This window comes from Pseudomonas sp. RA_15y_Pfl1_P11 (assembly GCF_963970975.1).
Classification (GTDB): Bacteria; Pseudomonadota; Gammaproteobacteria; order Pseudomonadales; family Pseudomonadaceae; genus Aquipseudomonas; species Aquipseudomonas tritici.
In genome coordinates this window covers 213,683-237,772 of record NZ_CAXAOY010000006.1, presented here as the reverse complement: position 1 = coordinate 237,772, position 24,090 = coordinate 213,683, and the positions used below count along the sequence as shown (strand labels likewise).

Annotated in this window: 29 protein-coding genes and 2 pseudogenes; 12 read left to right on the top strand and 19 right to left on the bottom strand. The window is 59.4% G+C overall.

Translation table 11 applies throughout. The annotated features are described in order from the left end of the window. Nucleotides 1-62: 62 nt before the first annotated feature. Nucleotides 63-1,250 carry an EAL domain-containing response regulator gene (locus AACY44_RS10240; RefSeq protein WP_339427535.1) on the bottom strand — a complete coding sequence of 396 codons (1,188 nt, stop codon included), beginning with the start codon at nt 1,248-1,250 and terminating at the stop codon, nt 63-65. Then, nucleotides 1,237-4,050 carry an ATP-binding protein gene (locus tag AACY44_RS10235; protein ID WP_339530191.1) on the bottom strand — a complete coding sequence of 938 codons (2,814 nt, stop codon included), beginning with the start codon at nt 4,048-4,050 and terminating at the stop codon, nt 1,237-1,239. Before AACY44_RS10235 ends, AACY44_RS10240 begins: the two co-directional genes overlap by 14 nt. A 66-nt stretch (nt 4,051-4,116) precedes the next feature. Between AACY44_RS10235 and AACY44_RS10230 the strand changes: the two are divergent. Both AACY44_RS10230 and AACY44_RS10225 read left to right on the top strand, forming a co-directional pair. Then, nucleotides 4,117-4,353 (top strand): annotated as a pseudogene (locus AACY44_RS10230) (hypothetical protein); the annotation flags it as partial. Nucleotides 4,354-4,983: 630 nt separating this feature from the next. Beyond that, nucleotides 4,984-5,418 (top strand): annotated as a pseudogene (locus AACY44_RS10225) (IS5/IS1182 family transposase); the annotation flags it as partial. On the opposite strand, the gene AACY44_RS10220 reads toward AACY44_RS10225, so the two are convergent. Beyond that, entirely contained in the window at nt 5,412-6,824 is a 1,413-nt protein-coding gene (locus AACY44_RS10220) for an IS1182 family transposase (protein ID WP_339427611.1), read from the bottom strand. The pseudogene AACY44_RS10225 and the gene AACY44_RS10220 overlap by 7 nt on opposite strands. Nucleotides 6,825-7,086: 262 nt before the next feature. Here AACY44_RS10220 and AACY44_RS10215 point away from each other — a divergent pair, with 262 nt between their 5' ends. From AACY44_RS10215 to AACY44_RS10205, 3 genes are read left to right on the top strand one after another with little or no spacing between them, the layout of a single operon-like run. Continuing rightward, complete coding sequence (locus AACY44_RS10215; RefSeq protein WP_339427533.1) at nt 7,087-7,242, top strand: hypothetical protein; 156 nt, start codon at nt 7,087-7,089, stop codon at nt 7,240-7,242. Then, nucleotides 7,235-7,486, top strand: a complete 252-nt coding sequence (locus tag AACY44_RS10210) for a hypothetical protein (protein ID WP_339530189.1) — start codon at nt 7,235-7,237, stop codon at nt 7,484-7,486. The genes AACY44_RS10215 and AACY44_RS10210 overlap by 8 nt, the downstream gene beginning before the upstream one ends. Beyond that, nucleotides 7,483-7,647, top strand: coding sequence for a hypothetical protein (locus AACY44_RS10205; RefSeq protein WP_370468003.1), 165 nt, complete (start codon nt 7,483-7,485; stop codon nt 7,645-7,647). The genes AACY44_RS10210 and AACY44_RS10205 overlap by 4 nt, the downstream gene beginning before the upstream one ends. A gap of 420 nt (nt 7,648-8,067) precedes the next feature. Here the strand turns inward: AACY44_RS10205 and AACY44_RS10200 are convergent, their stop codons facing one another. Next, on the bottom strand, nt 8,068-8,220 hold the full coding sequence (locus AACY44_RS10200; protein WP_370468004.1) for a hypothetical protein: 153 nt from the start codon (nt 8,218-8,220) through the stop codon (nt 8,068-8,070). Nucleotides 8,221-8,358: 138 nt separating this feature from the next. Here AACY44_RS10200 and AACY44_RS10195 point away from each other — a divergent pair, with 138 nt between their 5' ends. After that, a complete protein-coding gene (locus AACY44_RS10195; protein WP_339496967.1) occupies nt 8,359-8,562 on the top strand; it encodes a hypothetical protein in 204 nt (67 codons plus the stop codon). Here the strand turns inward: AACY44_RS10195 and AACY44_RS10190 are convergent. Beyond that, nucleotides 8,532-8,903, bottom strand: a complete 372-nt coding sequence (locus tag AACY44_RS10190; RefSeq protein ID WP_339416198.1) for a hypothetical protein — start codon at nt 8,901-8,903, stop codon at nt 8,532-8,534. The genes AACY44_RS10195 and AACY44_RS10190 overlap by 31 nt on opposite strands. Before the next feature lie 59 nt (nt 8,904-8,962). Continuing rightward, nucleotides 8,963-9,244, bottom strand: a complete 282-nt coding sequence (locus AACY44_RS10185) for a hypothetical protein (RefSeq protein WP_339416338.1) — start codon at nt 9,242-9,244, stop codon at nt 8,963-8,965. 195 nt (nt 9,245-9,439) lie between these two features. On the opposite strand from AACY44_RS10185, the gene AACY44_RS10180 reads away from it, so the two are divergent. Next, entirely contained in the window at nt 9,440-9,913 is a 474-nt protein-coding gene (locus tag AACY44_RS10180; protein WP_339416200.1) for a GFA family protein, read from the top strand. Here AACY44_RS10180 and AACY44_RS10175 read toward each other — a convergent pair. Further along, the gene (locus tag AACY44_RS10175) at nt 9,885-10,412 is read right to left on the bottom strand and encodes a DinB family protein (protein WP_339416202.1); all 528 of its coding nucleotides are present in this window, start codon (nt 10,410-10,412) and stop codon (nt 9,885-9,887) included. The two genes, AACY44_RS10180 and AACY44_RS10175, sit on opposite strands and share 29 nt — an antisense overlap. Nucleotides 10,413-10,537: 125 nt before the next feature. On the opposite strand from AACY44_RS10175, the gene AACY44_RS10170 reads away from it, so the two are divergent. Continuing rightward, nucleotides 10,538-11,230, top strand: a complete 693-nt coding sequence (locus AACY44_RS10170; protein WP_339416204.1) for a tellurite resistance TerB family protein — start codon at nt 10,538-10,540, stop codon at nt 11,228-11,230. 76 nt (nt 11,231-11,306) lie between these two features. On the opposite strand, the gene AACY44_RS10165 is transcribed toward AACY44_RS10170, so the two are convergent. The 4 genes from AACY44_RS10165 to AACY44_RS10150 all read right to left on the bottom strand — a co-directional run bounded on the left by AACY44_RS10165 (nt 11,307) and on the right by AACY44_RS10150 (nt 14,135). Beyond that, the gene (locus tag AACY44_RS10165; RefSeq protein ID WP_339416206.1) at nt 11,307-11,918 is read right to left on the bottom strand and encodes a LysE family transporter; all 612 of its coding nucleotides are present in this window, start codon (nt 11,916-11,918) and stop codon (nt 11,307-11,309) included. Between the two features lie 73 nt (nt 11,919-11,991). Further along, entirely contained in the window at nt 11,992-12,462 is a 471-nt protein-coding gene (locus tag AACY44_RS10160; RefSeq protein ID WP_339436382.1) for an arsenate reductase ArsC, read from the bottom strand. Nucleotides 12,463-12,475: 13 nt separating this feature from the next. Further along, nucleotides 12,476-13,759 (bottom strand): arsenic transporter, encoded by a 1,284-nt coding sequence (locus tag AACY44_RS10155; RefSeq protein WP_339436381.1) that lies wholly within the window; start codon nt 13,757-13,759, stop codon nt 12,476-12,478. A 19-nt stretch (nt 13,760-13,778) separates the two neighbouring features. Continuing rightward, nucleotides 13,779-14,135 carry a metalloregulator ArsR/SmtB family transcription factor gene (locus AACY44_RS10150; RefSeq protein ID WP_339530186.1) on the bottom strand — a complete coding sequence of 119 codons (357 nt, stop codon included), beginning with the start codon at nt 14,133-14,135 and terminating at the stop codon, nt 13,779-13,781. A gap of 177 nt (nt 14,136-14,312) precedes the next feature. Between AACY44_RS10150 and AACY44_RS10145 the strand changes: the two genes are divergently transcribed. The 3 genes from AACY44_RS10145 to AACY44_RS10135 all read left to right on the top strand — a co-directional run bounded on the left by AACY44_RS10145 (nt 14,313) and on the right by AACY44_RS10135 (nt 15,603). After that, complete coding sequence (locus AACY44_RS10145) at nt 14,313-14,528, top strand: hypothetical protein (protein WP_025856028.1); 216 nt, start codon at nt 14,313-14,315, stop codon at nt 14,526-14,528. Between the two features lie 71 nt (nt 14,529-14,599). Then, on the top strand, nt 14,600-15,295 hold the full coding sequence (locus AACY44_RS10140) for an AzlC family ABC transporter permease (protein ID WP_339530184.1): 696 nt from the start codon (nt 14,600-14,602) through the stop codon (nt 15,293-15,295). Further along, complete coding sequence (locus tag AACY44_RS10135; RefSeq protein WP_339530182.1) at nt 15,292-15,603, top strand: AzlD domain-containing protein; 312 nt, start codon at nt 15,292-15,294, stop codon at nt 15,601-15,603. The genes AACY44_RS10140 and AACY44_RS10135 overlap by 4 nt, the downstream gene beginning before the upstream one ends. Before the next feature lie 152 nt (nt 15,604-15,755). Here AACY44_RS10135 and AACY44_RS10130 read toward each other — a convergent pair whose 3' ends face one another. Next, nucleotides 15,756-15,971, bottom strand: coding sequence for a hypothetical protein (locus AACY44_RS10130; RefSeq protein ID WP_065873020.1), 216 nt, complete (start codon nt 15,969-15,971; stop codon nt 15,756-15,758). A gap of 243 nt (nt 15,972-16,214) precedes the next feature. Between AACY44_RS10130 and AACY44_RS10125 the strand changes: the two genes are divergently transcribed. After that, the gene (locus AACY44_RS10125; protein WP_339416221.1) at nt 16,215-16,568 is read left to right on the top strand and encodes a hypothetical protein; all 354 of its coding nucleotides are present in this window, start codon (nt 16,215-16,217) and stop codon (nt 16,566-16,568) included. 144 nt (nt 16,569-16,712) lie between these two features. Here AACY44_RS10125 and AACY44_RS10120 read toward each other — a convergent pair whose 3' ends face one another. The 7 genes from AACY44_RS10120 to AACY44_RS10090 form a co-directional block, all read right to left on the bottom strand. After that, the gene (locus AACY44_RS10120; RefSeq protein ID WP_339416223.1) at nt 16,713-17,417 is read right to left on the bottom strand and encodes a YoaK family protein; all 705 of its coding nucleotides are present in this window, start codon (nt 17,415-17,417) and stop codon (nt 16,713-16,715) included. A gap of 69 nt (nt 17,418-17,486) precedes the next feature. After that, nucleotides 17,487-19,109: an ABC-F family ATP-binding cassette domain-containing protein gene (locus AACY44_RS10115; protein WP_339530180.1), complete on the bottom strand. Its 1,623-nt coding sequence runs from the start codon at nt 19,107-19,109 to the stop codon at nt 17,487-17,489. A 124-nt stretch (nt 19,110-19,233) separates the two neighbouring features. Then, on the bottom strand, nt 19,234-20,271 hold the full coding sequence (locus tag AACY44_RS10110; RefSeq protein ID WP_339496971.1) for a DNA topoisomerase IB: 1,038 nt from the start codon (nt 20,269-20,271) through the stop codon (nt 19,234-19,236). A 78-nt stretch (nt 20,272-20,349) separates the two neighbouring features. Further along, nucleotides 20,350-21,429, bottom strand: a complete 1,080-nt coding sequence (gene modC, locus AACY44_RS10105; protein ID WP_339436377.1) for a molybdenum ABC transporter ATP-binding protein — start codon at nt 21,427-21,429, stop codon at nt 20,350-20,352. 5 nt (nt 21,430-21,434) lie between these two features. Further along, nucleotides 21,435-22,115, bottom strand: coding sequence for a molybdate ABC transporter permease subunit (gene modB, locus AACY44_RS10100; RefSeq protein ID WP_339436376.1), 681 nt, complete (start codon nt 22,113-22,115; stop codon nt 21,435-21,437). Then, nucleotides 22,116-22,874 carry a molybdate ABC transporter substrate-binding protein gene (gene modA / locus AACY44_RS10095; RefSeq protein ID WP_339427524.1) on the bottom strand — a complete coding sequence of 253 codons (759 nt, stop codon included), beginning with the start codon at nt 22,872-22,874 and terminating at the stop codon, nt 22,116-22,118. Between the two features lie 119 nt (nt 22,875-22,993). Next, a complete protein-coding gene (locus tag AACY44_RS10090; protein WP_339416228.1) occupies nt 22,994-24,052 on the bottom strand; it encodes an NAD(P)H-dependent flavin oxidoreductase in 1,059 nt (352 codons plus the stop codon). Nucleotides 24,053-24,090: the final 38 nt, after the last annotated feature.

Sequence of the window (24,090 nt, the reverse complement as noted above, 5' to 3'; positions counted from 1 at the left end):
AGCGGGCCTTTGAGCACAGTGACTTCGATAGCAAGTGACAGTTGTCAACACCCGCTTGCGGGTCAGTACGCGTTCGCCGGCCCGTCATGGGTCAGCAACTGCTGGAATTGATCCGAAGACACGGCGTGGGAGATCAGGAAACCCTGAACCTGAGTGCAGTCGATTTTACGCAGCATAGCAAGTTCTTGCGCGGTCTCGACGCCTTCGGCCACCACCGTCAGACCCAACTGCCGTCCTAGGCTGACAATGCTGGTCAGGGCCTGGGCCAGCTCCTCATTGGCGTTGCAGCCTTGCACCAACGTGCGGTCGATCTTCAATTCAGTGAACGGCGCTGACACCAGATTCATGTACGAGCTGTAACCCTTGCCGAAATCATCCTGGGACAGGTCGAACCCCTTGATCCGCAAGCGGCAGGCACCGGCATAGAAGTTGCTGATGTCGTCGGGCACCGAGCACTCCATCAGTTCGAAACAGATCCGTGCCGGCAAGCCTTGATGGGCCAGCACGAACTCGTGGATACGGTCGGGCAAGTCGTGGCTGTTGAGCAGGTGCGTCGGCAGGTTGATCGAGACCGGAATGTCATAGCCCTGCTGGCGCCAACAGGCCTGGGCGGCAAGCGCTTGTTCTAACACTCGCCACAACAGTTGCTCTTCGAAGCCACACGCGGCCAACTCCGGGAGGAATTCGCCTGGCAGCAACGTGCCATGCTCGGGATGAATCCAGCGCACCAGGGCTTCGGCGGCGACGATGCGGCCATTGTTCAGGGCTTTCTTGGGCTGGAACCAGGCTTGCAGTTCACCGTTGTCCAGCGCGTGTAAAATACGCTCGCAGTCGATGCCTTCGCGGGCCTCGACCGGAACCGACTGGCGCAGTGCCTGCAGTTGATTGATCAGGCAGAACAGAGCGGCGGTGGTCACCGGTTTGGAAATCAGCCCGATCACTTTTACCTGCAGATTACTCGCAACCAGACTGGCGCCCATCAACATCCGTCGCGAGGCCGCGCTCATGATCGCCAGTGCGGGGCGCGAACGTTGCGCAGCGAGGCCCTGAATGAACTGCACGCCGTCCATGCCGGGCATTAGCAGGTCGGTGAGTACCAGGTCGAAGTCACGCTGTTTCAGGCAGGCCAGTGCGGCTTCGCCGTCTCGGGCGCCGAGTACCTCAAAATTGCCCAACTCGTTAAACAGATTCTGCAAATATCGGTGCTGGAAAGGGTGGTCTTCGACTATCAAAATGCTATAGGGCTTCATGAGCGACTCTTTCGTGAGGAGCCAGGGCCGCAAACAAGGCTCGCAACGTAAAAGGTTTGACCAGACAGTTATTCATTCCGGCCGCCAGACACAGGGCATCTTCACCGCGCAGAGCGTTAGCGGTGGCACCGATGATCGGAGTGACGCAACCCGCGCCGCGCAGGGCTGCGGTCAGTTCGTAGCCGTTGAGTTGAGGCATGTTGATGTCGGTGAGGACAATGTCGAACTCACCCTCACGCCAAAGCGACAAGGCCTCTTCGCCATTGCGGGCCAACGCCACCGCGCAACCCAGTTCTTCGAGCTGGTCGCGCAGGATCAGTTGATTGATGACGTTATCCTCGGCCACCAGAATGTGCAGGTGTAATGGACGCAGCATATGGGGTTCGCGTTGTTCGGGGGGAGGGAGAATCTGACCGCCTTGCGCTTGGCGTACGGCGCGCTGGATCGCCACCAGATCGTTCAGATTGACCTTCCAGCCACCTGCGCCGAACTGCGGCTCATGGGCGCCATCGCCACTGGCCAGCACCCGCGGCCCGTCCCATGCCTGGCCGGGACGTTGCTCGAAGGGCGTGGGATACAGCTCAAGCAGCACAGCGCTGGTGTCGGGTTCCGTGCAATCGGGTGCGCCAATCTGCGGACGGGCGCCCCAGCGCCGCAACCACCCGCTGAGACTTTCTGCCAGTTCGCGCACGGGCGAAACCACGTAAATGAGGTCCGGCGCCAATGCCGGCACGACGGCCGGTGAGGTTTTGTTTGAGGGTTGTTCCAGCGGTACGCTCAAGGAAAAACTGCTGCCCAGCCCCGGTTCGCTGACCATGCGCAGGGTGCCGTTCATCAAGTGCGTCAGCCGCTGACAGATGGGTAGACCCAGGCCCGTGCCGGCCACCACGTTGGTGTTGCCTTCAGTCTGGTAGAACGGTTCGAAAATGAACGCCTGATCATCATGAGCGATGCCTTTGCCGGTGTCCGAGATCTGCCATTGCAGGAACACCCGTTCGCCTTCTCGACCAAGCAATTTGACCCGCAGTACCACACGCCCGGAATCGGTGAACTTGACCGCGTTGCTCAGCAGATTGTTGAGGATCTGCCGCACACGGCTAGCATCGCCGATCAACCGTTCCGGCGTTTGCGGGTCTAGGCAGGCGTACAGTTGCAGGCCTTTGCTCTGCGCCGCTGCCGCGTAGCCTTGTACCACTTCCTGTACCAGCGTCGTCGGGCGGAACTCGATCAATTCCAGCGCCAGTTGCCCGGCTTCGATTTTCGACACATCAAGCACGTCGCAAATCAATTGCAGCAGGGTGGCGGATGAACCTTCGATGGCTTGCAGGTAACTTTTCTGCTGGGTATCGAGTTGAGTGCGCGCGAGCAATTCCAGGGTACCCAGCACGCCGTACAACGGTGTGCGGATTTCGTGGCTCATGGTCGCGAGGAACAAGGTCTTTGCCTCATTGGCGGCGTCGGCCGACTGGCGAGCCTGTTCCAGCGCCGCTTCGATTTGCCTGCGTGCGCTGATGTCGCTGAAGGCACAAAGCAACACGTCTTCGCCTTTATAGCGTGTCGGCGCGCAGCTCAGGTATAGGTGACGACCATCGGTGCTCGCGAAGTAATCAGTGAGAGTGGGTTCATGCTCGTCAAACGCCGCGCGAATCCAGCCCGGCCCCAGTTGTTCGCCACGGCAGCCCAACCATTGGCGGGCGAGGGTGTTTTCCAGCACCACCCTAGCGTCGGTGCGGCGCAGTACGCACAGTGCCACCGGGGCGGTCTGGATCACGTCGCGGCTGAACAGCTCACTTTCTACCAACGCTTGGATCCGGTGAATCGCCGGGTTGATAACGCGGTGTTCCAGACGCCGGATCAGCAGGTACACCAGGCTGATGCTCAGCAGGCAGAACAGCAGCGCGCCAAGTATTTGCGGCCACAGTGCTCCCAGTACCGCCAGCAGATCGATGGAGTAAATGAGTTGCCAATCCGACGATTTCAGCTGCTTGCGTAACACCAACTGTTCAGGCAGCCAGCCGTCACCGACAAAACCGAAAAAATCCTTTTGCTGCACCAACGGCAGGTTCTGCCCCGGCGGCGGGTTGTGGCTGTTGCTGAACAGCGGCATGCCCTGCGAATTGAACATGGTGAACTCGCCGGCGCTGTGATCGCTCAAGGCGCTGGATATTTCACGGTCGTCCATTTCCAGACCGAGCCAGCCGGAGTTGATGTCACGCTCGTCCAGACGGATGAATATGTATAACTGCGAGTGCCCGTCGGAGGCGTGGGTCAGCCAGAGTTCCTTCAGGTTGTCGCTGTTGGGGTGCTCGAGGGTCTGCAGATGCTCAAGCGTGGCCCGTCCAAAAGCACTGGTCACCGACGTCGCGTTGTACAGGCGCCACACTTGAGGCTGGGGGCCGCTGCTGACATAGACCAGGTTGAGTTGCCGAGCCTTGAGATTGTCGCGCATGCGTTGGGTCAGCCAGATGCTCCATTGGTGTCCCGGCGCTTGGCCAAGGAGCAGGCGGATTTCTTCTTCGGAGACTGGCAGGTTCATGTTGGCCATACGCGTGGCCGACAGGCTGAGGCTTTCCAGCAGCGCTTCCCGGGTGGTGAAAAAGGTATGCGCTTCGGCGATTGCGCTGCTCATGTAGCTGCGCCGCTGGGACACTTCATTCTTGAAGGTAAAGAGTAGGAAGCTGTACACGCCGCCGAGAATACCTACCAGCAGCACCATAGCAAAAATGCGCAGCAGACGACGCGCGGCATTGGGCGAGGATAGGATCGGGCTGATCTGATGGAGGTAGTTTTTTAATCTCATTCCGGCACTTTAGGGGAGGCCAGATGCTGGAAAAATCAGACGAACCTTATTATTCACATGAAGTAGATTGGTTACAAAAAGTCCAAGAGGGAACCCAGGCCAGATAACTCCCAATCCAAGATCGCTACGGCGGATGCGCTGACTTTGTTGCTCACCATCAGCATGCCATCGGTGCAGTGATAGACGATTTCACCAAATGGCTTTTAAAGAATGGCGTCGGGGATGTTGCATTAAACACAAGCATTACCATGGAAATGTTTGAAGCTAACGCTCAGGCATCTAACGGACGCAATCTTGCGACTGTGCAGTCGAAGTGAGTCACCTCAGTGTTTTGTGGGCCATGTGGTAACGATTACGTGTAGTCATAGGGGGGTATAAACTACAGGCCGCATTAAGCCGCGAACATAGAACGTTTCTGAGTTTTAATGCTTATCCCACACGTTTTTAACTTCAATGTATATCTTCGCTGCCTTCCTATGGTTTTACAGATTGATGGCATGACGCCGAGCAGGGACCATGGTCGGGCGCTGTTGCCCTGTGAAAAGACCATCGTCATGTTTGCACCTCGTGCCTAGGATCTGCATCGCATGAGTCCTATGCGAGGTTTGTCCTGGGGTTAGAACCAATCGGGGCGCTGAATTCTGCAAGTGATGGTTTGAACGGCGTCTTCGACGAAGCGGCCATGACGCGCCGACTGGTGGATGCACAGTGATCGCTGACGGTGTTCACGAAAAATCTTGCGTGCCCAAGTCGAATAATATGCCGTGCGTGAATGTCTGGGCGGCCGTATGGAAGGTGGTCCCGACTGGGGCCTGTCGATCCCTTGGGTGGCCACGACAATCGTTGGGCACCGATGCACTCTCGGCGTGCGCTCCTATTTACCTGAGCCACCCTGACGTCCGTAGGGCGTTTTGCTGAAGCCGTTGGGCCTATTTCAAGACTATCGCCAACTTCCGAAAAGACAACAGCAAGGCCATCCGAGATGTCTGCCGCCAGTTCGTGGTGCTGTGCCAGCAACTAGGACTGTTCGAAGAAAATCTGGTCGCCATTGACGGCAGTAAATTCAAGGCCATCAATAACCGCGGCCGCAATTTCACCAGTGCTAAGCTGAAACGGCGGATGGAAGAAATTGAATCGAGTATCAATCGCTGCCTGACTGCGCTCGGCGAAAGCGATCGGGAAGAACCCTCGGTCGCTCAGCCCATGGCTACTCGGCTGCAAGAGCTAATCGACTAGCTCAAAGCTCAGATGAAAAAATTGCAGTTCATTGAAAGTCAGCTCAACGAATCATCGGATAAATCGGCCTCACTGACCGATCCAGACGCCCATTCCATGATGACACGCGGCATTGGAGTCGTCCGTTACAACCAGCGATAGCGCTTCGAACTGCCAAGATAATCCAGTCCCGTGACTGGTGGCCCTTGAGATGAAAATTTGGCCAGCCGTCGCAGGTTCTGCACCGCAGCGGCCAGCGTGAACTCATCCGTCGCGCCACTCATGCGACGTAGCCGCAGGCGATCCAATTTCAGGATGCGCTTGAGATGGGCAAACAACATTTCGACCTTTTTACGTTCGTGACGAGAGCGCTGATATGCCGGCGTTGCGGCAATGAACCGAGCCACATCGCGAGCGGCTTCATGGACGCTGCGAGCGATCTTGCGAATCGAAGTGTTCGGGCAGCACCTGGCTTTCATCGGACATGTCGCGCAGTCGGTCTGTCTGGATCGGAAGATGATGGTGTTGGCTTTAGTGACGTGCGAACGTTCGTTCTTGAAGGCTCGCCATTCGCTGCGCAATGGGTTGCCGGCTGGGCAGCGGTATTCCTCCGCCTCTTCATTCCAGTGGAAATCGTTACTCGAAAAGCTGTCGTTCTTGCGCTCAGTTTTGTCCCACACCGGCACATGCGGCTCGATGCCTTTTTCCTCCACCATCCAGGCCAGCATCGGCGCGGTACCGTAAGCGGTGTCGCCAATGAGGCGTTCCGGCTTGATGTCGAACTGCGCTTCGACCCGATCGATCATCGTCTTGGTGCTCTCGACTTCTGCGGTTCGATGAGCCGGTGTGGGTTCCACATCCATGATCACGCCGTGCTCGGTATCGATCAGATAATTCGTGGAGTAAGCGTAGAAAGCAGGGCCGCCTGGAGCAGCCGTCCAGCGTGCCTGAGGATCCGTCAGCGACAGGCGTTTCGGTAGCGTTTCGGCCAAAGCCTCCTCATCGAGGCCTTCAAGGTACTCACGCACGGCGCGAGTGCTCAGGGCCGGATCGCTCCAGTTGATCTGTTCATCACCCGGTACGCCGCGCTGCCGACTCGCATCCGCCTTGATGATGCTGGCGTCCACGGCAAAGCCTTCACCTTTGACCAAGCCTGCGTCCATGCAACGGCGCAGCACTTCATTGAACAACCAGCGAAACAGATCGCTGTCCCGAAAACGGTCGTGTCTATTTTTGGAAAACGTCGAGTGGTTGGGGACTTCATCTTCAAGGCTTAATCGGGAGAACCAGCGATACGCCAGGTTCAAATGGGCCTCTTCGCACAGCCGCCGCTCTGAGCGAATGCCGTAGCAATAGCCCACGATCAGCATGCGGATCATCAGTTCAGGATCAATCGACGGACGCCCGATAGGGCTATAGAAATCGGCGAGGTAATGGCGCAGGTCACTCAGATCGAGACACTGATCAATGCTGCGCAGAAGATGATTGGCTGGGATGTGATCTTCAAGGTTGAACGAGTAAAACAGTCGCTCCTGCCCACTCGATAATTGTCCCATCATGCTCTGTGATCCCCCACCGGCCAATGAAGCAATTTTGCCGCAGGTCAAACAGGGGAGCTACTTTTTCAACAGAATCGGTCGATAGCGGCCTTTGACGGCTGATACACGGAATTCCAGCCTATGTTCGATCGGCCCCCACACCTGCCTCAGGTGTGGGGGCCTTTTCGTTGGGGTACGGGAGCCACCGACGCCTAAACTGGCCTGCCGACCCTGGGTACTGTGGTCTCACGCACAGGCACTTACTTGAACAAAAACTCTCACCATGTCGACACCCAAAGAATGCAGTTACCCGTACCCGATCCCGACCGCCGCAACGCGAGGCGTCACCCCAGTTGAGCACCTGTCGGTCATGGCCGGGTACACCCCGGAGTTCGGCACGCTGAATACTCCGGATTGCTGGGTGGCAGATCATGAGTGAGGATTATGGGCAGGCCTCATTGGCGGCGCTGAACCTGACAGGCGCGACCCGCGCCCAGGCCGACAAGCTGCTGCAGACTATTCTCAGTAGCGCAACGACCCCCGCCACATTGCGCGCGATTGATCGTGCTGAAGGGTTCATTCTGGGCTTGGAGACCGTCGGTGCGCTGAGCGCCGATGCGATTGAGCGGCTGTACCTCGCCTTCTATGATGCAGCGCAGACGCGGCTGACGGAGCTCACATGATCAACGAGTCAATCCATGAAGAGGTGCTGCGCGTCCTGGTGCAGCAAAACGTGGTGCGCGAGTGCCTGGTGGCAAAGATCGATGGCGCATCACATTGGAGTCTGTCGATTCGCCTGGGCGGCAACGGTGCGCGCTGGGTGCCGGTACGCTCTCGACGTTAACGGCTACGCACCTGGGCCAGCCTCACAGCGGTGAGGCGCTTTGCCGACAGCGTGGGGATCAGAGGATTCAGTGTCGGGCTGTAACCGGTAATAGCTTTGAGGCCATTTCTGCAGACCTATATCCGACAGCCTTCGCTTGAAATACGGGATTCCGGCGACCCGAATTCTTTCCGCAATTTGTTTTGTAGTCCTGGTTTCACTACCCTAAAACGAACAGAGAATTTGTTTGAAGCGGAAAAATAACCACAATAAGGCTATGATTTATAAGGAAAAAATAATGGACTTAAAATCCCCCGCTCGTAAGGGCGTCCCGGTTCGATTCCGGGTTCGGGCACCATCTAAAATCAAGGGTTTGCGGGCGAAAGCTGATGCAAACCCTTGTTTGTTTCCGGTCCGCAATTTCAAATGTTGCTCCGCAACTCACTTAGTTGGCGTGACCTTTTTGTCGATCCGTTTGTGGATGTAATACTCGGTCATCACCACGGTGGTGTGCCCAAGTGGGTCCCTCGCTTTTAGCATGTCTTCACTGGATTGTGCTTTGTCGGTACCAGCCTTTGCACGTAAGTCGCGCATCTGAAAGTCTACTTTTCAACACCGGCCGCCTCACGGACCGCATCAAACAGTCCTCGCAACTTGGATGGTGGCAGTTTGGGTTGGGTTGGGTTGGGGTATTGCGGGTGACCGGCATGGAGTCGGATCAAGGAGGTATGTATGCGTGATGACGACTACGAAGCAGGCCTTCAACTTGCAAAGGACGAAGCTGAGGCAGCGGCGAAAGACTTCTACAAGAACTACTGGCCGTTCCAGGCTGATGAGACAGCCGCTCAGTACGGGGAGCTGCAGTTCACGGCGGTTATCATGCTCGCCGAGTTTGAACGATTCGCTCAGCAAGGCAGCATTAAGCCCGCACGGTAACGCTTCTTAAGGTGCGTTGTCCGGCGGTCTTCCCGATAGCGCTGCGCGCCGCTGATGAATCGGCGGTAGCCATTGCAATTGAACACCATCATTTTTGGCCCCTTCGGCTTGGCCAGCTTGATACCTGTGCCGCGCAGGGCGTCTTTGATATTTACGTCGTCACGCTCAACAAGGCGTCGGGCTTGGGCATCGATGTAGGCCTTTGGCCACGGAATGTCGGTGTCGCGGTGATCACAAGCACCGTCCTTGGTGAACACCTCGGCCTGGGCCTTGGTCAGATCAGTGACATATCCAGAACCACCGAAGCCCCAGAACGACAAACCTTCGAAACAGTGGCGCACAGTGATGATCGACTAACACCCAAGCGCCCCGGTTTTGCCGGGGCTTTTGTTTGTGTGGCTTACACGAAGGGCTGACCGCTGAAGCCCCGTGGCAAACGCTGCATACCGGGCAGGTCGGTGAGGCGTTGCGTCCACGCGCTGCGCCAGTCGATCACGGTGCGGGTCTTGGCGTTACGATTGGCGCGGCGGGCAGCATTGCGCTGGGTGCGGCGCGCTTCCTTGTAGGCATCGGTGTTGCGGCAGGTACGGCACTTGACTCGGTTCAGCTCGACGCTGGAAGGGAGGTTGGTGCCGTGATGGCCACAGGCTAAATGACCTGCGACCTTGAAGTGAATGACCATGTAAGCGTCTCCTTCTCGGGGTACGCGCATCGGTAGACTCCCAATGCACGCGGGGAGGGCGGGTGCAGCAAAAATCCCGACACCTAAGGTTTACGACCCCAGTGACGATGCAGCGTTCGGTTTTGGGGCTGGCCTGTTCAACTCTGCGCCCGGACGCTAACCTGCCACGCTACCCATCAATAAAAGGAAGCAATGATGAGCGTCGACACCCTGCCGTACGAAGGCAGCTGCCGTTGTGACCGTGTGCGCTTCAGCGTGAGTGCGGCCCCAGTGATCACCATGGCCTGCCACTGCACCGGTTGCCAGAAGATGTCTTCCAGCGCCTTCTCCCTGAGCGCATTGATTCCGGCCAGCGGTTTTACGATCACCCAGGGCTGCCCGGTGATCGGCGGCCTGCAGGGGGAGGACCGCCACTACTTTTGCCCGCATTGCATGAGCTGGCTGTTCACCCGCCCTCATGGCATCGATGAGTTCGTCAACGTGCGCGCGGCGTTGCTGGACAATGCCAGCAGTTATGTACCCTTCATGGAGACCTGGACCAGCGAGAAATTGCCTTGGGCCTCCACCCCGGCCGTTGAACGCTTTGCGCAGTTGCCAGAGCCCGCGGCGTTCCCGCGCTTGATGCAGGCGTACGCCGAGTTCAGTCGATTAACGCCAGCAAATCCGTAGTGCCCACGTCCAGCCCCGCCTGGCTCAGCAAGGTGGTTGCCTGGCCCCGGTGGTGGGTCTGGTGATTGAAAAAGTGCACCAGCAGGCTAAAGCAGTTTTTATCGGCGGCCACACCGCGCATGTCGCGGTAATGCAGGCGCTGATCCAGGTCGGGCGCCTCTACGGTCTGCGCCCAGTCGAGGATGAGTTGATCCAGCCAGGCTCGGCGGGCGGCCAGTTCTCGGACGTTGGCAAAGGCCAACTGCGTCAAATCAACAGGTGTGGCGACCGCGTTCAGCGGAGCCAGTGCCGCATAGCCAGCAGGATGCAGGGCAAAGCGCTTGAGCCAGACGGTGTCGCCTAATACCAGGTGGTTCAACGTGCCGAGAATCGAGCCGAAAAACGCCTTGCGGTCCATGAGCAACTCCGCGTCCGACAGCGTGCCGGCCGCTTCATAGAGCTTGCGGTTCATCCACTGGTTGTAGCGGGCCATCAACACGACATGCTCAATTCGGTTCACTTGGGTTTTCTCTCAGAGGCACGGTGACGCCATGATAGGCCGTGCCCGCCCGGCGGTCATGGTGTTCCGGCAGGGCCGGGCTATGGTTGTTAGACGCCAACGTTGCGCCCTGGGAGGGCGAGATCATGAACACCAGCGACTTACTGGAACAACTGCTGCGCGCCGGGCAAGGGGCCAGTGCCTCCTCGGGTGGCGGTTTGGGCGGACTGCTCGGCGGCTTATTGAAAGGCACTAGCACCGGCAATGCCTCGGGCGGTGCTGGTCTGGGTGGCTTGTTGGGTGGGCTTGGCGGCCTCTTGGGCGGTGCCGCTGGCGCGCGTCCAGCCCAGGGACGTGCTGGCGGGATGAACTACGCGGCGCTGGCTTCCTTGGGCATGGCGGCGTTCCGGGCCTACCAAGCCTGGCAACGCCAGCAAGGCAGTGCTCCGCAGCAAGCCTTCCAGACGGTCGACCAGCTTGACGGTCCCGCAGCCGAAGCCCACAGCCATGCCGTTTTGCGTGCGTTGATCGCCGCCGCGAAAGCTGATGGCCACATCGATGAAAAAGAGCAGCAACTGATTTCCATTGAACTGGGCCGGCATACCGACGATTCGCAACTGCAAGCGTGGCTCGACGCTGAAGTCGCCAAGCCCCTGGACGCTGCGGATTTCGCCGAGTTCGCCAGCGACCCGGCAGTGGCGGCGGAGGTTTACCTGGCCAGTGTGATGTTGGTGGACGATCAGCAGGACGCCGAACGCAATTACCTGGACGACTTGGCAGGTCAACTGCAAATCGATCCGCAATTGCAGCTGCACTTGGAACAACAGGTCAAGGCCTGATTGGACGCTGACCCCCAGGTTTGCGAGAGTAGGCCCTCGATAAGGCCACCCACACCGATAACACGTTGCTATAACGTCATATCCCTTGCGCGGCCAGAATTGCCAGATAGATCAATACCACACCGCAAGAGCCATAACTGATGCGCTGCCCCAACGGTGATGCGTTCTTGCGCAGCACGTTGACCAGCGCTGCAATCAGAAAGCATGACAACACTGAAGCCAGCATGAACCCGGCGAAAAACATCAAGGTTTGCCCATGGCTGGGCGTGGCGCCGACGATGCCTGACAACGCGCTGCCCAGCGCGCCCCAGTAAACGATATTCTTCGGGTTGGCCAGGGAGATCGCTGCGCCGACCGCCAGCGCATTTTGCCGAGTGCTGGCGGGTGCGGCGTCTGATTCAGGCAGCGTCCAGGCATCGATCAGGCTGCGCACACCCAGCCAGGCGAGGTACAACGCACAGACTACCGTTAGTGGCACGCGCACTGCGTCATGCTGGATCAGTAGGGCGATCCCGGTCAGGCCGATCACCGCCCACACCGCGTCGCCCACCAGCGAGCCAAACTGCACCAGAAGGGCCGGCGTGAAGCCATGGAGCAAACCACGGCGCAGGGTCTCCGCCAGCACGGCGCCGGGAGAGAGGCAAAACACGAAACCGAATATCAGTGCGTAGAAAAAGATCGTCAGCATGCCCGCGTCCTTTCAGGAAAGTGCGAAAGCATACGCTGGCACCAGCAGGCGAATCCACATCGCTAAGCGATGCTCACATCAGCGCAATACGGTCGAACTCCGCTTTGATTTCAGCAGGGCTAAGGCAATCAAAAGGCACGGCGAAAAACGCCCTGCAGCGTTTGGCGATAATGTCCAGGGTTGTGTTGAAGGCCGCCTGGATGTCTGCGTCGTTGCCCTTTACATCAGATGGATCTTCCAACCCCCAATGCGCCTTCACTGCCGGCCCGAAATACAGCGGGCACGCTTCACCGGCAGCCTTGTCGCACACGGTGATGACCACGTCTGGTGGGCTGCCTTCGAAAGCGTCATTGCCTTTGCTGTACAGCCCTTCAGTGCTGATACCCGCCGCCTGCAGCGTACTGAGGCTGCGCGGCAGGACCTGGCCCTTGGGAAAGCTGCCGGCGCTTATCGCCGCAAAACCTTGCGGCGCCAAATGGTTGAACACAGCTTCGGACAAAATGCTGCGGCAGCTATTGGCGGTACACATGAACAGGACTTTCATTGGGTTATCTCCTTCAAAGGCTCAGGCGAAAGGCGAGGGCGGCGAGCGTGATCAACAACACCGGTAGCGTGAGTACGATCCCGACCTTGAAGTAGTAGCCCCAGGTGATGGTGATGCCCTTGCGCGCCAGGATGTGCAGCCACAGCAAGGTGGCCAGGCTGCCAATCGGGGTGATTTTAGGGCCCAGGTCGCTGCCGATCACGTTGGCGTAGATCATTGCGTCCTTGACCACGCCCACGGCATGGCTGGATTCGATGGACAGCGCCCCGATCAACACCGTCGGCAAGTTGTTCATCGCCGAGGACAGCAGCGCCGTCAGCACTCCCGTGCCCATCGCCGCGCCCCACACGCCGTAAGTGGCGAACGTATCGAGCCAGGTCGCCAGGTAGGTGGTGAGGCCGGCGTTTCGCATGCCGTAGACCACCAGGTACATTCCCAAGGAAAAGATCACGATTTGCCACGGTGCTTCCTTCAGCACTTTGCGCGTGGAGATCGCGTGGCCCTTGGCGGCGATGACCAGTAGGAGCACGGCGCAGACGGCGGAAATCGCGCTGATGGGAATGCCCAGCGGCTCCAGGGCAAAGCAACCGACCAACAGGATGCCCAACACCCACCAGCCGGCGCGGAAGGTGGCGCGGTCGTGGACAGCACTGGCGGGGTCTTCAAGGTCGGCCGGGTCGTAGGTCTGCGGAATGTCGCGGCGAAAGAACCACAGCAGCACCGCCAGCGTCGCCGCGACGCTGACGAAGTTCACCGGCACCATCACCGCGGCGTATTCGTTGAAGCCGATCTTGAAGTAATCCGCCGAGACGATATTCACCAGGTTCGAGACCACCAGTGGCAAGCTGGCCGTGTCGGCGATAAACCCTGCGCCCATGACAAAGGCCAGGGTCGCCGCCGGGGAAAAGCGCAGGGCCAACAGCATCGATATCACGATCGGCGTGAGGATGAGCGCCGCGCCGTCATTGGCAAACAGCGCCGAGACCAATGCGCCGAGCAACACCATATAGGCAAATAAACGCCGGCCGCGCCCACGCCCCCAGCGCGCTACATGCAGGGCGGTCCAGGCAAAGAAACCGGCTTCGTCGAGCAGCAGGCTGATGATGATCAGTGCGACAAAGGTCCCTGTGGCATTCCAGATGATGTGCCACACCACCGGGATATCCGCCAGGCTGACCACGCCAGAGGCCAGGGCCAGAATGGCGCCCAGGGTTGCGCTCCAGCCAACGCCCAGGCCCTTGGGTTGCCAGATGACCAATACGATGGTGAAGATAAAAATCGCAAGTGCGACAAGCATGAATGAACGCTCCGAGGATTCAGCAGCAGGTGTTGGTCCGTTGTGGTCTGTCGCCCATTGCATTCAGACGCTGTGCGTCGTTGTGCAACCAGGGCTGGTTGGCTTGCAGGGTGGTGTGCAGCACGTCAGTCACCCAATCGGGTAATGCCGGGTTGATGCGGTAGTAGATCCATTGGCCTTGGCGACGGTCCAGCAGCAACCCGCCACTGCGCAATTGCGCCAGGTGGCGGGAGATTTTTGGCTGGCTGTCGTCCAAGGCATGGATCAGTTCGCACACGCAAAGTTCGCCTTCACGCAGGATCAATAACGTCAGGCGTGCCCGGGTGGCATCGGCCAGGCATTTGAACAAGGTGGGTGGGGAGAGGGGATCCAGCATGGCCAAGGTCTTTGTATATGGGGCTATGCGAATATACGTATTTCCATATATATCGGTCAAACGCTGTTTCAATTGATATGGATCAAATGCCTTGAAAACCGCCACAAGTGTTTGAAATTAAAATGAAACATGAATGTCCTAAAGTGCCTTCCCATTGCTGATCAAGGAATAACCCGCGTGACCCGTGCCACTCGCAACCTGCGCAAGACCCTGGATTCCGTCGCGGAAAATAACGAAACTGCGGCCTTCGACCTGATGCGTGCCGTCGAAAAGCTCGGCGATGAAGTGTTGCGCCAGCGTTTGCTCAACACCATTCACCGGCTTAACCAGGACGCCCACGAACTGCGCGAAGCGCGCGATTCGGTGGAGCAGGTGTCGGTAAGGCTCGCCTGAGCAAGATCGTTCAAGACAATCCCCTTGTTGCGCTGGCATGCTTGTCGACTGTCTGTCGATGAGCCGTTTCCATGCCCACTGCCTTACCTCATTACGCTTTCGCTCGCGGCGCCATCGCCGTCATTCCCTTGTCCCTGGCCTGCGCGCCGTGGGGACTGCTGGCCGGTTCGATGGCCATTGATGCACAGTTCACCCCGTTGCAAGCCCAAGGTTTGTCCGCCATCGTGTTTGCCGGAGCCGCGCAACTGGTCGCCATCGGTATGGTCAAGAGTGGCGCCAGCCTGATTTCCATCGTGCTGACCACCTTGCTGCTGACGTCCCAGCATTTGCTGTACGGCATGCATGTGCGCCCGATCCTGTCGCCCCTCAAGACCCGCTGGCGCATGAGCCTGGGCTTTTTGTTGACCGACGAATTCTTCGCACTGATCAGCCATTTTGACCGCGAGACGTTCAACCGCTGGTACGCCCTGGGCGTCGGCCTGACGTTCTATATTATCTGGAACCTGTTCACACTGGCCGGTATCGTGCTCGGCAAAAGCGTTCCCGGCCTTGATCAACTGGGGCTGGAGTTTTCCATCGCTGCTACGTTTATCGCGTTGATTACGCCGGTGGTGCGTGACATCCCCACGTTGGTTTGCGTGGCCGTATCGTTGCTGTTTTCGGTGTGGTTGAGCTTTCTGCATTGGGAGTCGGCGGTGGTGGTGTCCGGGGTGTTGGGCATGAGCGCGGGGTATGCCTGTAAGCGACTGGGAGTAGGGCAGCGATGATCTACATCATGATTGTGGCCATGGGCCTAGTGGTATTTCTCAACCGATACCTGTTTATCGAGCCGCGCCTGCCGGTGCGCCTCAACCGTGGCGCGCGGGAGTTTCTGGGGTTCGCCGTGCCTGGCATGCTCACGGCGATTTGCGGGCCGATCATTTTCCTGGCCGACCATCAACTCAACTTGAGCCCGGCCAACCCTTACCTGCTGGCGGGGCTCAGCGCGGTGGCGTTGATGTTCTGGACGCGCAATGTGTTGATCACCGTACTGTTGAGCATGGCGTTGTTCTACCTAGTGCGCTGGTTGCTTTAACACTCGGACGAAAAAAAGCCCGCGGGAGGGCGGGCAGAAGGGAGGTTTCTAAAAATGAGCGTGGCCAATATAGGCAGCCCAGGCGCCCTTCACAGTGAAACTAAATTCATGCTGCACACAGCAAGGCAGCCCGATAGGGCTGCCCAGGCACATCAGCTTTTTGCGTTGAGCTTGCGCAGTTCTTCATAGGTGGCCGACTGGACGAACCAGAAGCCGGAAATGATGCACCACGTCAAAGTACCGCCCACCAATACCGCCAGGCCCGACAAAAAGCTTGCGCTGAACATCGTCACCAAACCCATCAGCCAGACGAAGGCCAGTGCGATGTAGAGAACGGAGTTGTTGACGCTGATGACGAAATCTTTCATGACGCTTCCTTGTTGAGGGTATCCCGTTGATCTCCTCAGTGAGATCAACCGCGGCATCATAATGCCATGTGTCAGCAGGCGCCACCTTCAAGCACCCAGTCAGTTGGGCGTGCTCTCGCCCTTGACCGTACGCTTGCCCTTGAGCATGCAGCGAATCCACTTATAGGCGCCTGCGTGACGTAATAGTCCTTGGGTGTCGCCTGCTAATGATAGAGTCGCGTTTTTTTCCAACGGAGCAATGGCATGCACAAGGTGGTAATTGGCGCACTGGTACTGGCGGCCCTGGCCGGTTGTGCAGGTTCGAAGATGAAAGAGGCGCGCGCCGGCACGCCCTACAAAACCCTGGCTTCAGACAAGGCCACACTGGTGGTTGCCGAATGCGTGCAGTTCGGCTGGCAGGATGAAAGCGTGTTCGGCGTTGACGCCGGCGGCTTCAAGGAACCCATCGGCGCTAGCGGCTTTACCGTGTACACCACCGCCGGCGACTACTTTGTCGATGTGCAAAGCGCGGGGGCCGGTTCCACCATCAAGTACTACGCGGCAGAAGACAATATGCCGGCCAAGCGGCGTTTGGCCGCACTGGCGACTTGCCTGTAATCCATTGCTTTAGTCGTTTTAGGAAATGCCTGTCACGACGGCTGCGAGGCATTTGGATTATGATTCACCCGCCCGTCCGACACGATGGCTCTTTACCAGTACACGGACGTCGAGGCTTAAACGTCGGGCGAGCACCTTTTTTCCTCAGCGCGGCATGTAGCCAAGGTGCCAGCGCCGGGGAATCTTCAGCCACACCAGCCCCAGCACGCCTGCCAAGACGCCGCTGACCAGCAGCGCCCTCAAGCCCATCTGCTGCTCCAGCACCGCGCCAATCACCGCCCCCACGAACATCCCGGCCCATGGGATCAGTTGTACGCGCCAGCCGCTGCGACGCTCCCCGAGCAGCCAGCGACCCAGCCCGCGACCGAACCGTGAAAGCGCGCCGGTGACGTAAGTCAGGCCTACCGGCAATCCGTTAACCTCTTCCACAGCGGCATTCAGCATACCCATCGCGATGATCGCCGCCAGCAGCGCGGGCAACGTATCGGCGAAGGGCAGCACGGCAGCGCCGCACAACAAGCCGGCAATACACATCAGCAAAGGCAGTGCATGGCGGCGGCTCAGCCGGCTGACCACGACGCCGAAGGCGTTACCAACGATAAAGGTCGCGACCAGCAACAGCAGCCGTCCGGTCAGGCCAAGATCCCCGGCGCTGATCGCCACCGCCAGGCGTGTGGTGTTGCCGCTCATGAACGACACAAAGTCACCGCTGGCCATGAAGCCGATGGCGTCAGTCATTCCCGCCAGCACCGACAGGCTGGCCACCAGCATCAGCCCGACCCGGCCACGCCAGCGCTGTCGATGGGCCAGTGCAGCATTGGCGTTGGGCTTGCGCGGCGAAGGCAACATAGAGCCGGGTTCCTCTGTGAGATTATCCGGCCACTACCGTAGGGCGCTTTTAGGGCGCGCGCAATGACCTCAGACACACTCTAGGCACCAGCCCGTAGGCTGCCAGGTGAAAAAGTGGGTCGGCCTGATCGCTTGCACGAAATCCGCATCATGGGACACCACCATCATCGCCCCCGTAAAACCTTGCAGCGCCTGTTCAAAGGCCATCACCGATTCCACGTCCAAGTGGTTGGTCGGCTCGTCCAGCAATAACAGTTGCGCCGGCACTTCGCGCCACAAGGCAATCGCCATCGCGGCCTTCAAGCGCTCGCCGCCACTGAGTTGCCCGGCGGGTTGGGTCACGCGCAAGGCGTCCAGTTGCAGCAACGCCAGGCGCGTGCGCAATTCGGCTTCGGCCAGTGGCGAGTCGAGCAGGTTGAGCTGCTCGACGATGGAACGCTGGTCGTCCAGCAGCGCAAGAGGCTGGTCGATATAGGCACTCGGCACCTGCACGCTGCAGACGCCATTGACCGCTTGCCATTCACCCGCCAGCACCTTGAGTAACGTGGATTTGCCGCACCCGTTCGGCCCACGCACAGCGACGCGTACCGGGCCGGCAAGGTGCAGGTTGAGGCAGGTCGAGGGCAGCCATGGCAATTGCGCGTCGACCAACGCCAGCACCTGCCGGCCATAGGGCACCGCTGAGGCGGGCAATGCCAACAGCGTTGGCGTTTCATCCAGTACCTTTTCGTAGGCCTGGCGCACCTGGGCATCCAACGCCTGTTTGTGTTGCCCATGCGCGCTGCGCACGCTGCTGAGGATTTCCGTGGCGGCGCCTTTCCAGCGGGCTTTTGTGAAACGGTCGACGTTGGCTGTTTCCGCCTGTTTGCGTGAGTGGGCGGCATTGCGTTGCAGGTTGTCATGGTCCTTTTGCAGGCGCCGCCGTTCGCGGCTGCGCGCCAGGCGTGCGTGTTCCAGTGCGGCGACGGCAGCCTGTTGCCCGGCATCGCGCTGAAGGCGATAAGCATCGTAGTTGCCGCCATACACTCGGACGCCGAGGGATGACAGCTCGATGATGCGCCCCATGGCGTTGAGCAATTGCCGATCATGGCTGACCACCACCAAGCCGCCACGCCAATCAGCGAGCACTCGCAGCAGCCAGGCACGGCCGTCGCTGTCGAGGTGGTTGGTGGGTTCGTCGAGCACCAGCAGGTGTGGCGCGGCCAACAGCGCTCCGATGACCGCGACGCGGGCCAACTGGCCGCCGCTGAGTTGGTCGACAGGGGTATCAACATTAAGCTGAGAAAGACCCGCCGCATCCAAGGCGCTGCGCAAACGCTCGGCGAGGTTCCAGCGGTCGTCGATCAACGCCAGGTCGTCGTCCTGCGCGGCGCCTTGGGCCATGCGTTCGAGGGCTGCCAATGGCGCAGCGGTCCGGGTGAGATGAGCGACTGTTTCGCCCGGCGCCATCACGACATTCTGCGCGACGTAAGCCACATCGGGCGGTCGATTCAGCGTGCCAGAGGAGGGCGACAGCTGCCCGGCGATCAACTTCGCCAGGACACTTTTGCCGCGGCCGTTACGCCCCACAATGCCGGTGGGCGTGTGATCGATGGACAAGTTCAGGTCGTCCAGCAAGGTTTCGCCATTGGCGAACTGGAAACACAGGTGTTGCAGGGAAACGAGGGCGGGCAGCCGGTTGACGTCAGTCATCAGCACCTCCAAAAAAATGTCGGACACGCCAACAAGCGCGCCAGGCGGCCTGTTGCAGATACATTTTGGAAGGCTTAGTTGTTCACGTCGGCGCTCGTCCCGTGAGTCAGAAGGGAGGCAGAGCCTAACCCACCTTGGCCTTTTTCGGCAAATCCGCCGCCAGTTGCTCAAGGAACATCGCCAATGCCGCTTCTTCGGCCTTGAGCCCTTTGCGCAACCGTGGCTTGGGCAGCTTTGAGAGTTCGCCGAGGCTGAAATGATCCAGCACCGCAGGATGGATGTAGCACTTGCGGCATACCGCCGGGGTGTTGCCCAACTGTTTGGCGACGTCCTTGACCATTGCCACCACGTGCCGTTTGGCATCGGACTCGGGCTGCCACTCCAATTCCCGCAACACCGCCAGCGCCATGGCGGTGCCCGCCCAGGTGCGGTAATCCTTGGCGGTGAAGTCCGCACCGGTGAGGCTGTGCAAGTATTCATTCACGTCCTGTGAGCTCACGGTGTGCCGCTCACCGCTTTCGTCCAGGTACTGGAACAAGTTCTGCCCCGGCAATTCCAGGCAGCGCTTGACCACCGTCGCCAAGCGCCGATCTTTAACGCTGATCTGGTGTTCGACGCCGCTCTTGCCGCGAAACTGGAACTTGATCTCGCTGCCTTTCACATCCACATGGCGGGTACGCAGCGTGGTCAGCCCGTAGGATTTATTGTCCCGCGCATATTGAGTATTGCCGACGCGGATTAGCGTAGCGTCCAGCAGCATTACCACGGTGGCCAATACCTTTTCGCGGGTGAAGCCAGGTTCGGCGATTTTTGCTTCCAGCTGTTTGCGCAATTTTGGCAGGGCGATGCCGAACTGCTGCAGCCGAGAGTACTTGTCGCTGTCACGCACCTCACGCCAGCGCGGATGGTAACGGTACTGCTTGCGCCCACGGGTGTCGCGGCCGGTGGCTTGCAGATGGCCGCGCGGGTCAGAACATATCCATACATCGGTGTAGGCCGGCGGTACGGCCAGGGCGTTCAGGCGCTTGATCTCGTCGGGATCGCGGATGCGCTCACCCTTAGAGTCGAAGTACTGGAACTTGCCCCGCAGGGTCTTGCGGCGGATGCCGGGCTGGGTGTCGTCAACATAATGCAGGTCGCGGGGTAGCGCAGAGTCGGACATGGTGCGGGTTCCTTGGCAACAAATCAGGCCGGTATGTCTGATTGACCGCAGCCGTTTGCGGTCGTGCCAAAAGGTTACTTACGCCAACACAGCCACCGCCTTGATCTGCGCCCACAGTGTCTGGCCGGGGTGCAATTGCAACTGGTCGCGGGAGAACCGTGTGATACGCGCCAGCAACGGCGTGCCACCTGCGTCCAGGCGCACCAGCACATGTGCGCTGTTGTCCGCCGGAATTTCCTGGGTCACCGTCACCGGCAGGCGATTGAGGATGCTGCTGTGTTCTTCTGCCTGCAGGCTGAGGCTCACATCACGTGCCTGGACTTTGATGCGCAACGCTTTGCCCACGGCCAGCGGTGCATGGGCCACGCGCATGTGCAGGGCGCTGTCGGGCAGTTGCAGCGTGAGTAACTGATAATGTTCGTCGTAGGTACTGACCGTGCCGTCGATCACCACGCCAGCGTCGTCGCCCCGTGCCAGGGGCAGGTCGAGGCGCGCCAGGGTTTCGCCAATGGGGCCGCTGGCCAGGGCCTTGCCGTCGCTGAGCAAGACGATGTGATCGGCCAGGCGCGCGACTTCATCCTGAGCATGGCTGACATACAGCACCGGGATATCCAACTCGTCGTGCAGACGTTCGAGGTACGGCAGGATTTCACCTTTGCGCTGGCTGTCGAGGGCGGCCAGGGGCTCGTCCATCAACAGCAATTTCGGGCTGGTGAGCAAGGCGCGGGCGATACCGATGCGTTGGCGCTCACCGCCGGAAAGGTGCTGGGGGTTGCGGTCGAGCAGGTGGCCGATCGCCAATAACTCCGTGGCCTGGGCCATGTCCACACGGCGTTGCTGGCGGGGAATGCGCTTGAGGCCGAACTCCAGGTTGGCCCGCACCGACAAATGCGCAAACAGGCTGGCCTCCTGAAACACGTAACCCAATGCACGCTTATGCGGTGGTACAAACACCCCGTTGCGGCTGTCTTGCCAGACCTCATCATTGACCTGGATGAAACCGTCTTCGGCGCGCTCCAGCCCGGCGATACAACGCAGGCAGGTGGTCTTGCCGGAACCGGAATGCCCGTAGAGCGCGGTCACGCCGCGACCTGGCAGGTGAAGGTCTACCTCAAGGGCAAAGCCCGAATACTTGAGTTGCAGGCGCACATCAATCATTGACATCAGCTCCAGCCCATCTTTGTTTTACGGCTGGAGTAGAGCGCCAGCAACACCAGGAAAGCGAACACCACCATGGAGCCGGCCAGCCAATGAGCCTGGGCATATTCCATGGCTTCGACATGGTCGTAGATTTGTACGGAAACCACCCGGGTTTTGTCCGGGATATTCCCGCCGATCATCAATACCACGCCGAATTCGCCGACGGTGTGCGCAAAACCCAGGATGGAGGCGGTGATAAATCCTGGTCGTGCCAAGGGCAGAATCACCGTGAAAAACGTATCCCAAGGATTGGCGCGCAGGGTCGCGGCCACTTCCAGCGGGCGCGTGCCAATGGCGTAGAAGGCGTTCTGCAAGGGCTGCACTACAAACGGCATGGAATAGATCACCGAACCGATGACCAGCCCAGCGAAGCTGAAGGTGAGGGTGCCCAGGCCCAGCCATTGCGTGAACTGGCCAAAGTAACCATTGGGGCCCATGGCCAACAGCAGGTAAAAACCAATCACCGTGGGTGGCAACACCAACGGCAAGGCGACGATGGCGCCGATGGGGCCGCGCCACCAGGAGCGGGTTCGCGATAACCACAGGGCAATGGGAGTGCCGATGATCAGCAGGATCACGGTGGTCAGTGAGGCCAGCTGGACGGTCAGCCAGATAGCGGAAAAATCGGCACTCGAAAGCGGCATTTATTTGGCCAGCTCGTAACCATAGGACTTGATGACGGCAGCGGCTTTAGGCCCCTTGAGGTATTCAACCAGTGCCTTGGCAGCGGCGCTGTCTTTGCCCTTGTTGAGGATGACCGCGTCCTGTTTGATCGGGTCGTGCAGGGAGGCTGGAACGATCCACGCCGAACCGCTGGTGACTTTGCCGTCTTTATAGATCTGCGACAAGGCCACAAAGCCCAGCTCGGCGTTGCCGGTGGACACGAACTGATAGGCCTGAGTGATGTTCTGGCCTTCAACGAGCTTGTCTTTGACCTGCTCGGTCAGCCCTTGCTTGGCCAACACTTGGGTGGCAGCGAGGCCGTAAGGTGCCGCTTTCGGGTTGGCAATCGACAGATGTTTGAACTGGTTTTTCTTCAGCACTTCGCCTTTGGCATCGACATAACCGTCCTTCGCCGACCACAGGGCCAGGGTGCCAACGGCGTAGGTAAAGCGTGACCCCTTGACGGTATCGCCTTCGGTTTCGAGTTTTTGCGGGGTGGTGTCGTCGGCGCTCAGGAACACTTCGAACGGCGCGCCATTCTTGATCTGGGTGTAAAACTGGCCGGTGGCGCCGTAGGCAGCGACCAGTTTGTGGCCGGTGTCTTTTTCGAAGTCGGCGGCAATCGCCTGGATCGGTGCGGTGAAGTTGGCAGCCACGGCCACTTGGACGTCATCGGCATGCGCCGAACCAAAGGCGAGGGCTGCGGCCAGAACGGCCAGGCGTGAGGCGTGAATCTTCATGAAGCAGCTCCTTTGAGGGTGTGCGGCCTGTTATCGATAGAAAGCTTAACCGCTATGTATTGGAATATATAGCGGTTGGCCAGTTCCGGTACAGTGCAAAGTTGCCATGGATGAGGGCTCTACTTGAGCTTGGCCAGGGCCTGCTCCGCCAGTTCGCGTGTCAGCTCATACGTGGTCGTGTCTTTGCCCAGGCGCAGTGCCTGACCGGACCACAGGTTGCTGAAGCCCGTTTCATCCTTGGCCTTGAGCGGCATCAGCGCACCGCCCGAGGTCGGGAACGCCGGAGCGGCCGGGTTGATCGCACCCAGCTCACGCATCACGCGGTTGACGATGCCGCGTGCCGGGCGGCCGGTAAACAGGTTGGTCAGTGCCGTTTCGCTGGCCTGGGCATGACGCAGCGCATGGTGGTGCGAAGCCGTGACGTTGGCTTCTGGGGTAAACAGGTACGCCGTACCGATCTGCACCGCCGAGGCGCCCAGGGCAAATGCTGCAACCATCCCACGTGCATCGCCGATACCCCCGGCAGCAATCACCGGCACGCGGACGGCGTCGACAACTTGTGGCAACAGCGCGAACAGGCCGATCTGGGTGTTGAGGTCTTCGCTGAGAAACAAGCCGCGATGCCCGCCTGCTTCAATGCCCATGGCGATGATTGCATCGCAGCCATGGTGTTCCAGCCAGATAGCTTCCTCCACCGTGGTGGCCGAGGACAACACCTTGGCGCCGGTGGCTTTTACCCGATCCAGCAGGGACTTTTCCGGCAGGCCAAAGTGAAAACTGACGACCTCGGGGCGGAATGCTTCGACCACCTGGCAGGCGGCGTCATTGAAGGGGGCACGGTTGGACAGCGGTGTTGGCGCATCAAAGTCGGCCCCCAATTCGCGGTAGTAGGGTTCCAATAATTCTTTCCAGCGTCGATCGCGTGCGACGTCAGGTTCCGGGGGTTGATGGCAGAAGAAATTGACGTTGACAGGGCGCGGGCTGGCCTGGCGGATGGCGGTCAGCGCTTCGCGCAGTTGCTCGATACTCAGTGCGGCGGCCGGCAATGAACCTAGCGCGCCCGCATTATTGGCGGCGATCACCATGGCAGTGGTAGTGCCTACCGCCATTGGGGCCTGGATGATCGGCACTTCGATGCCCAGCAGGTCGAGAAGGCGGGTGTCTGGCCAGGTGCTCATGGGATGCGTCTCCAGCGTTAGTGAGGCTTCACGCTGTT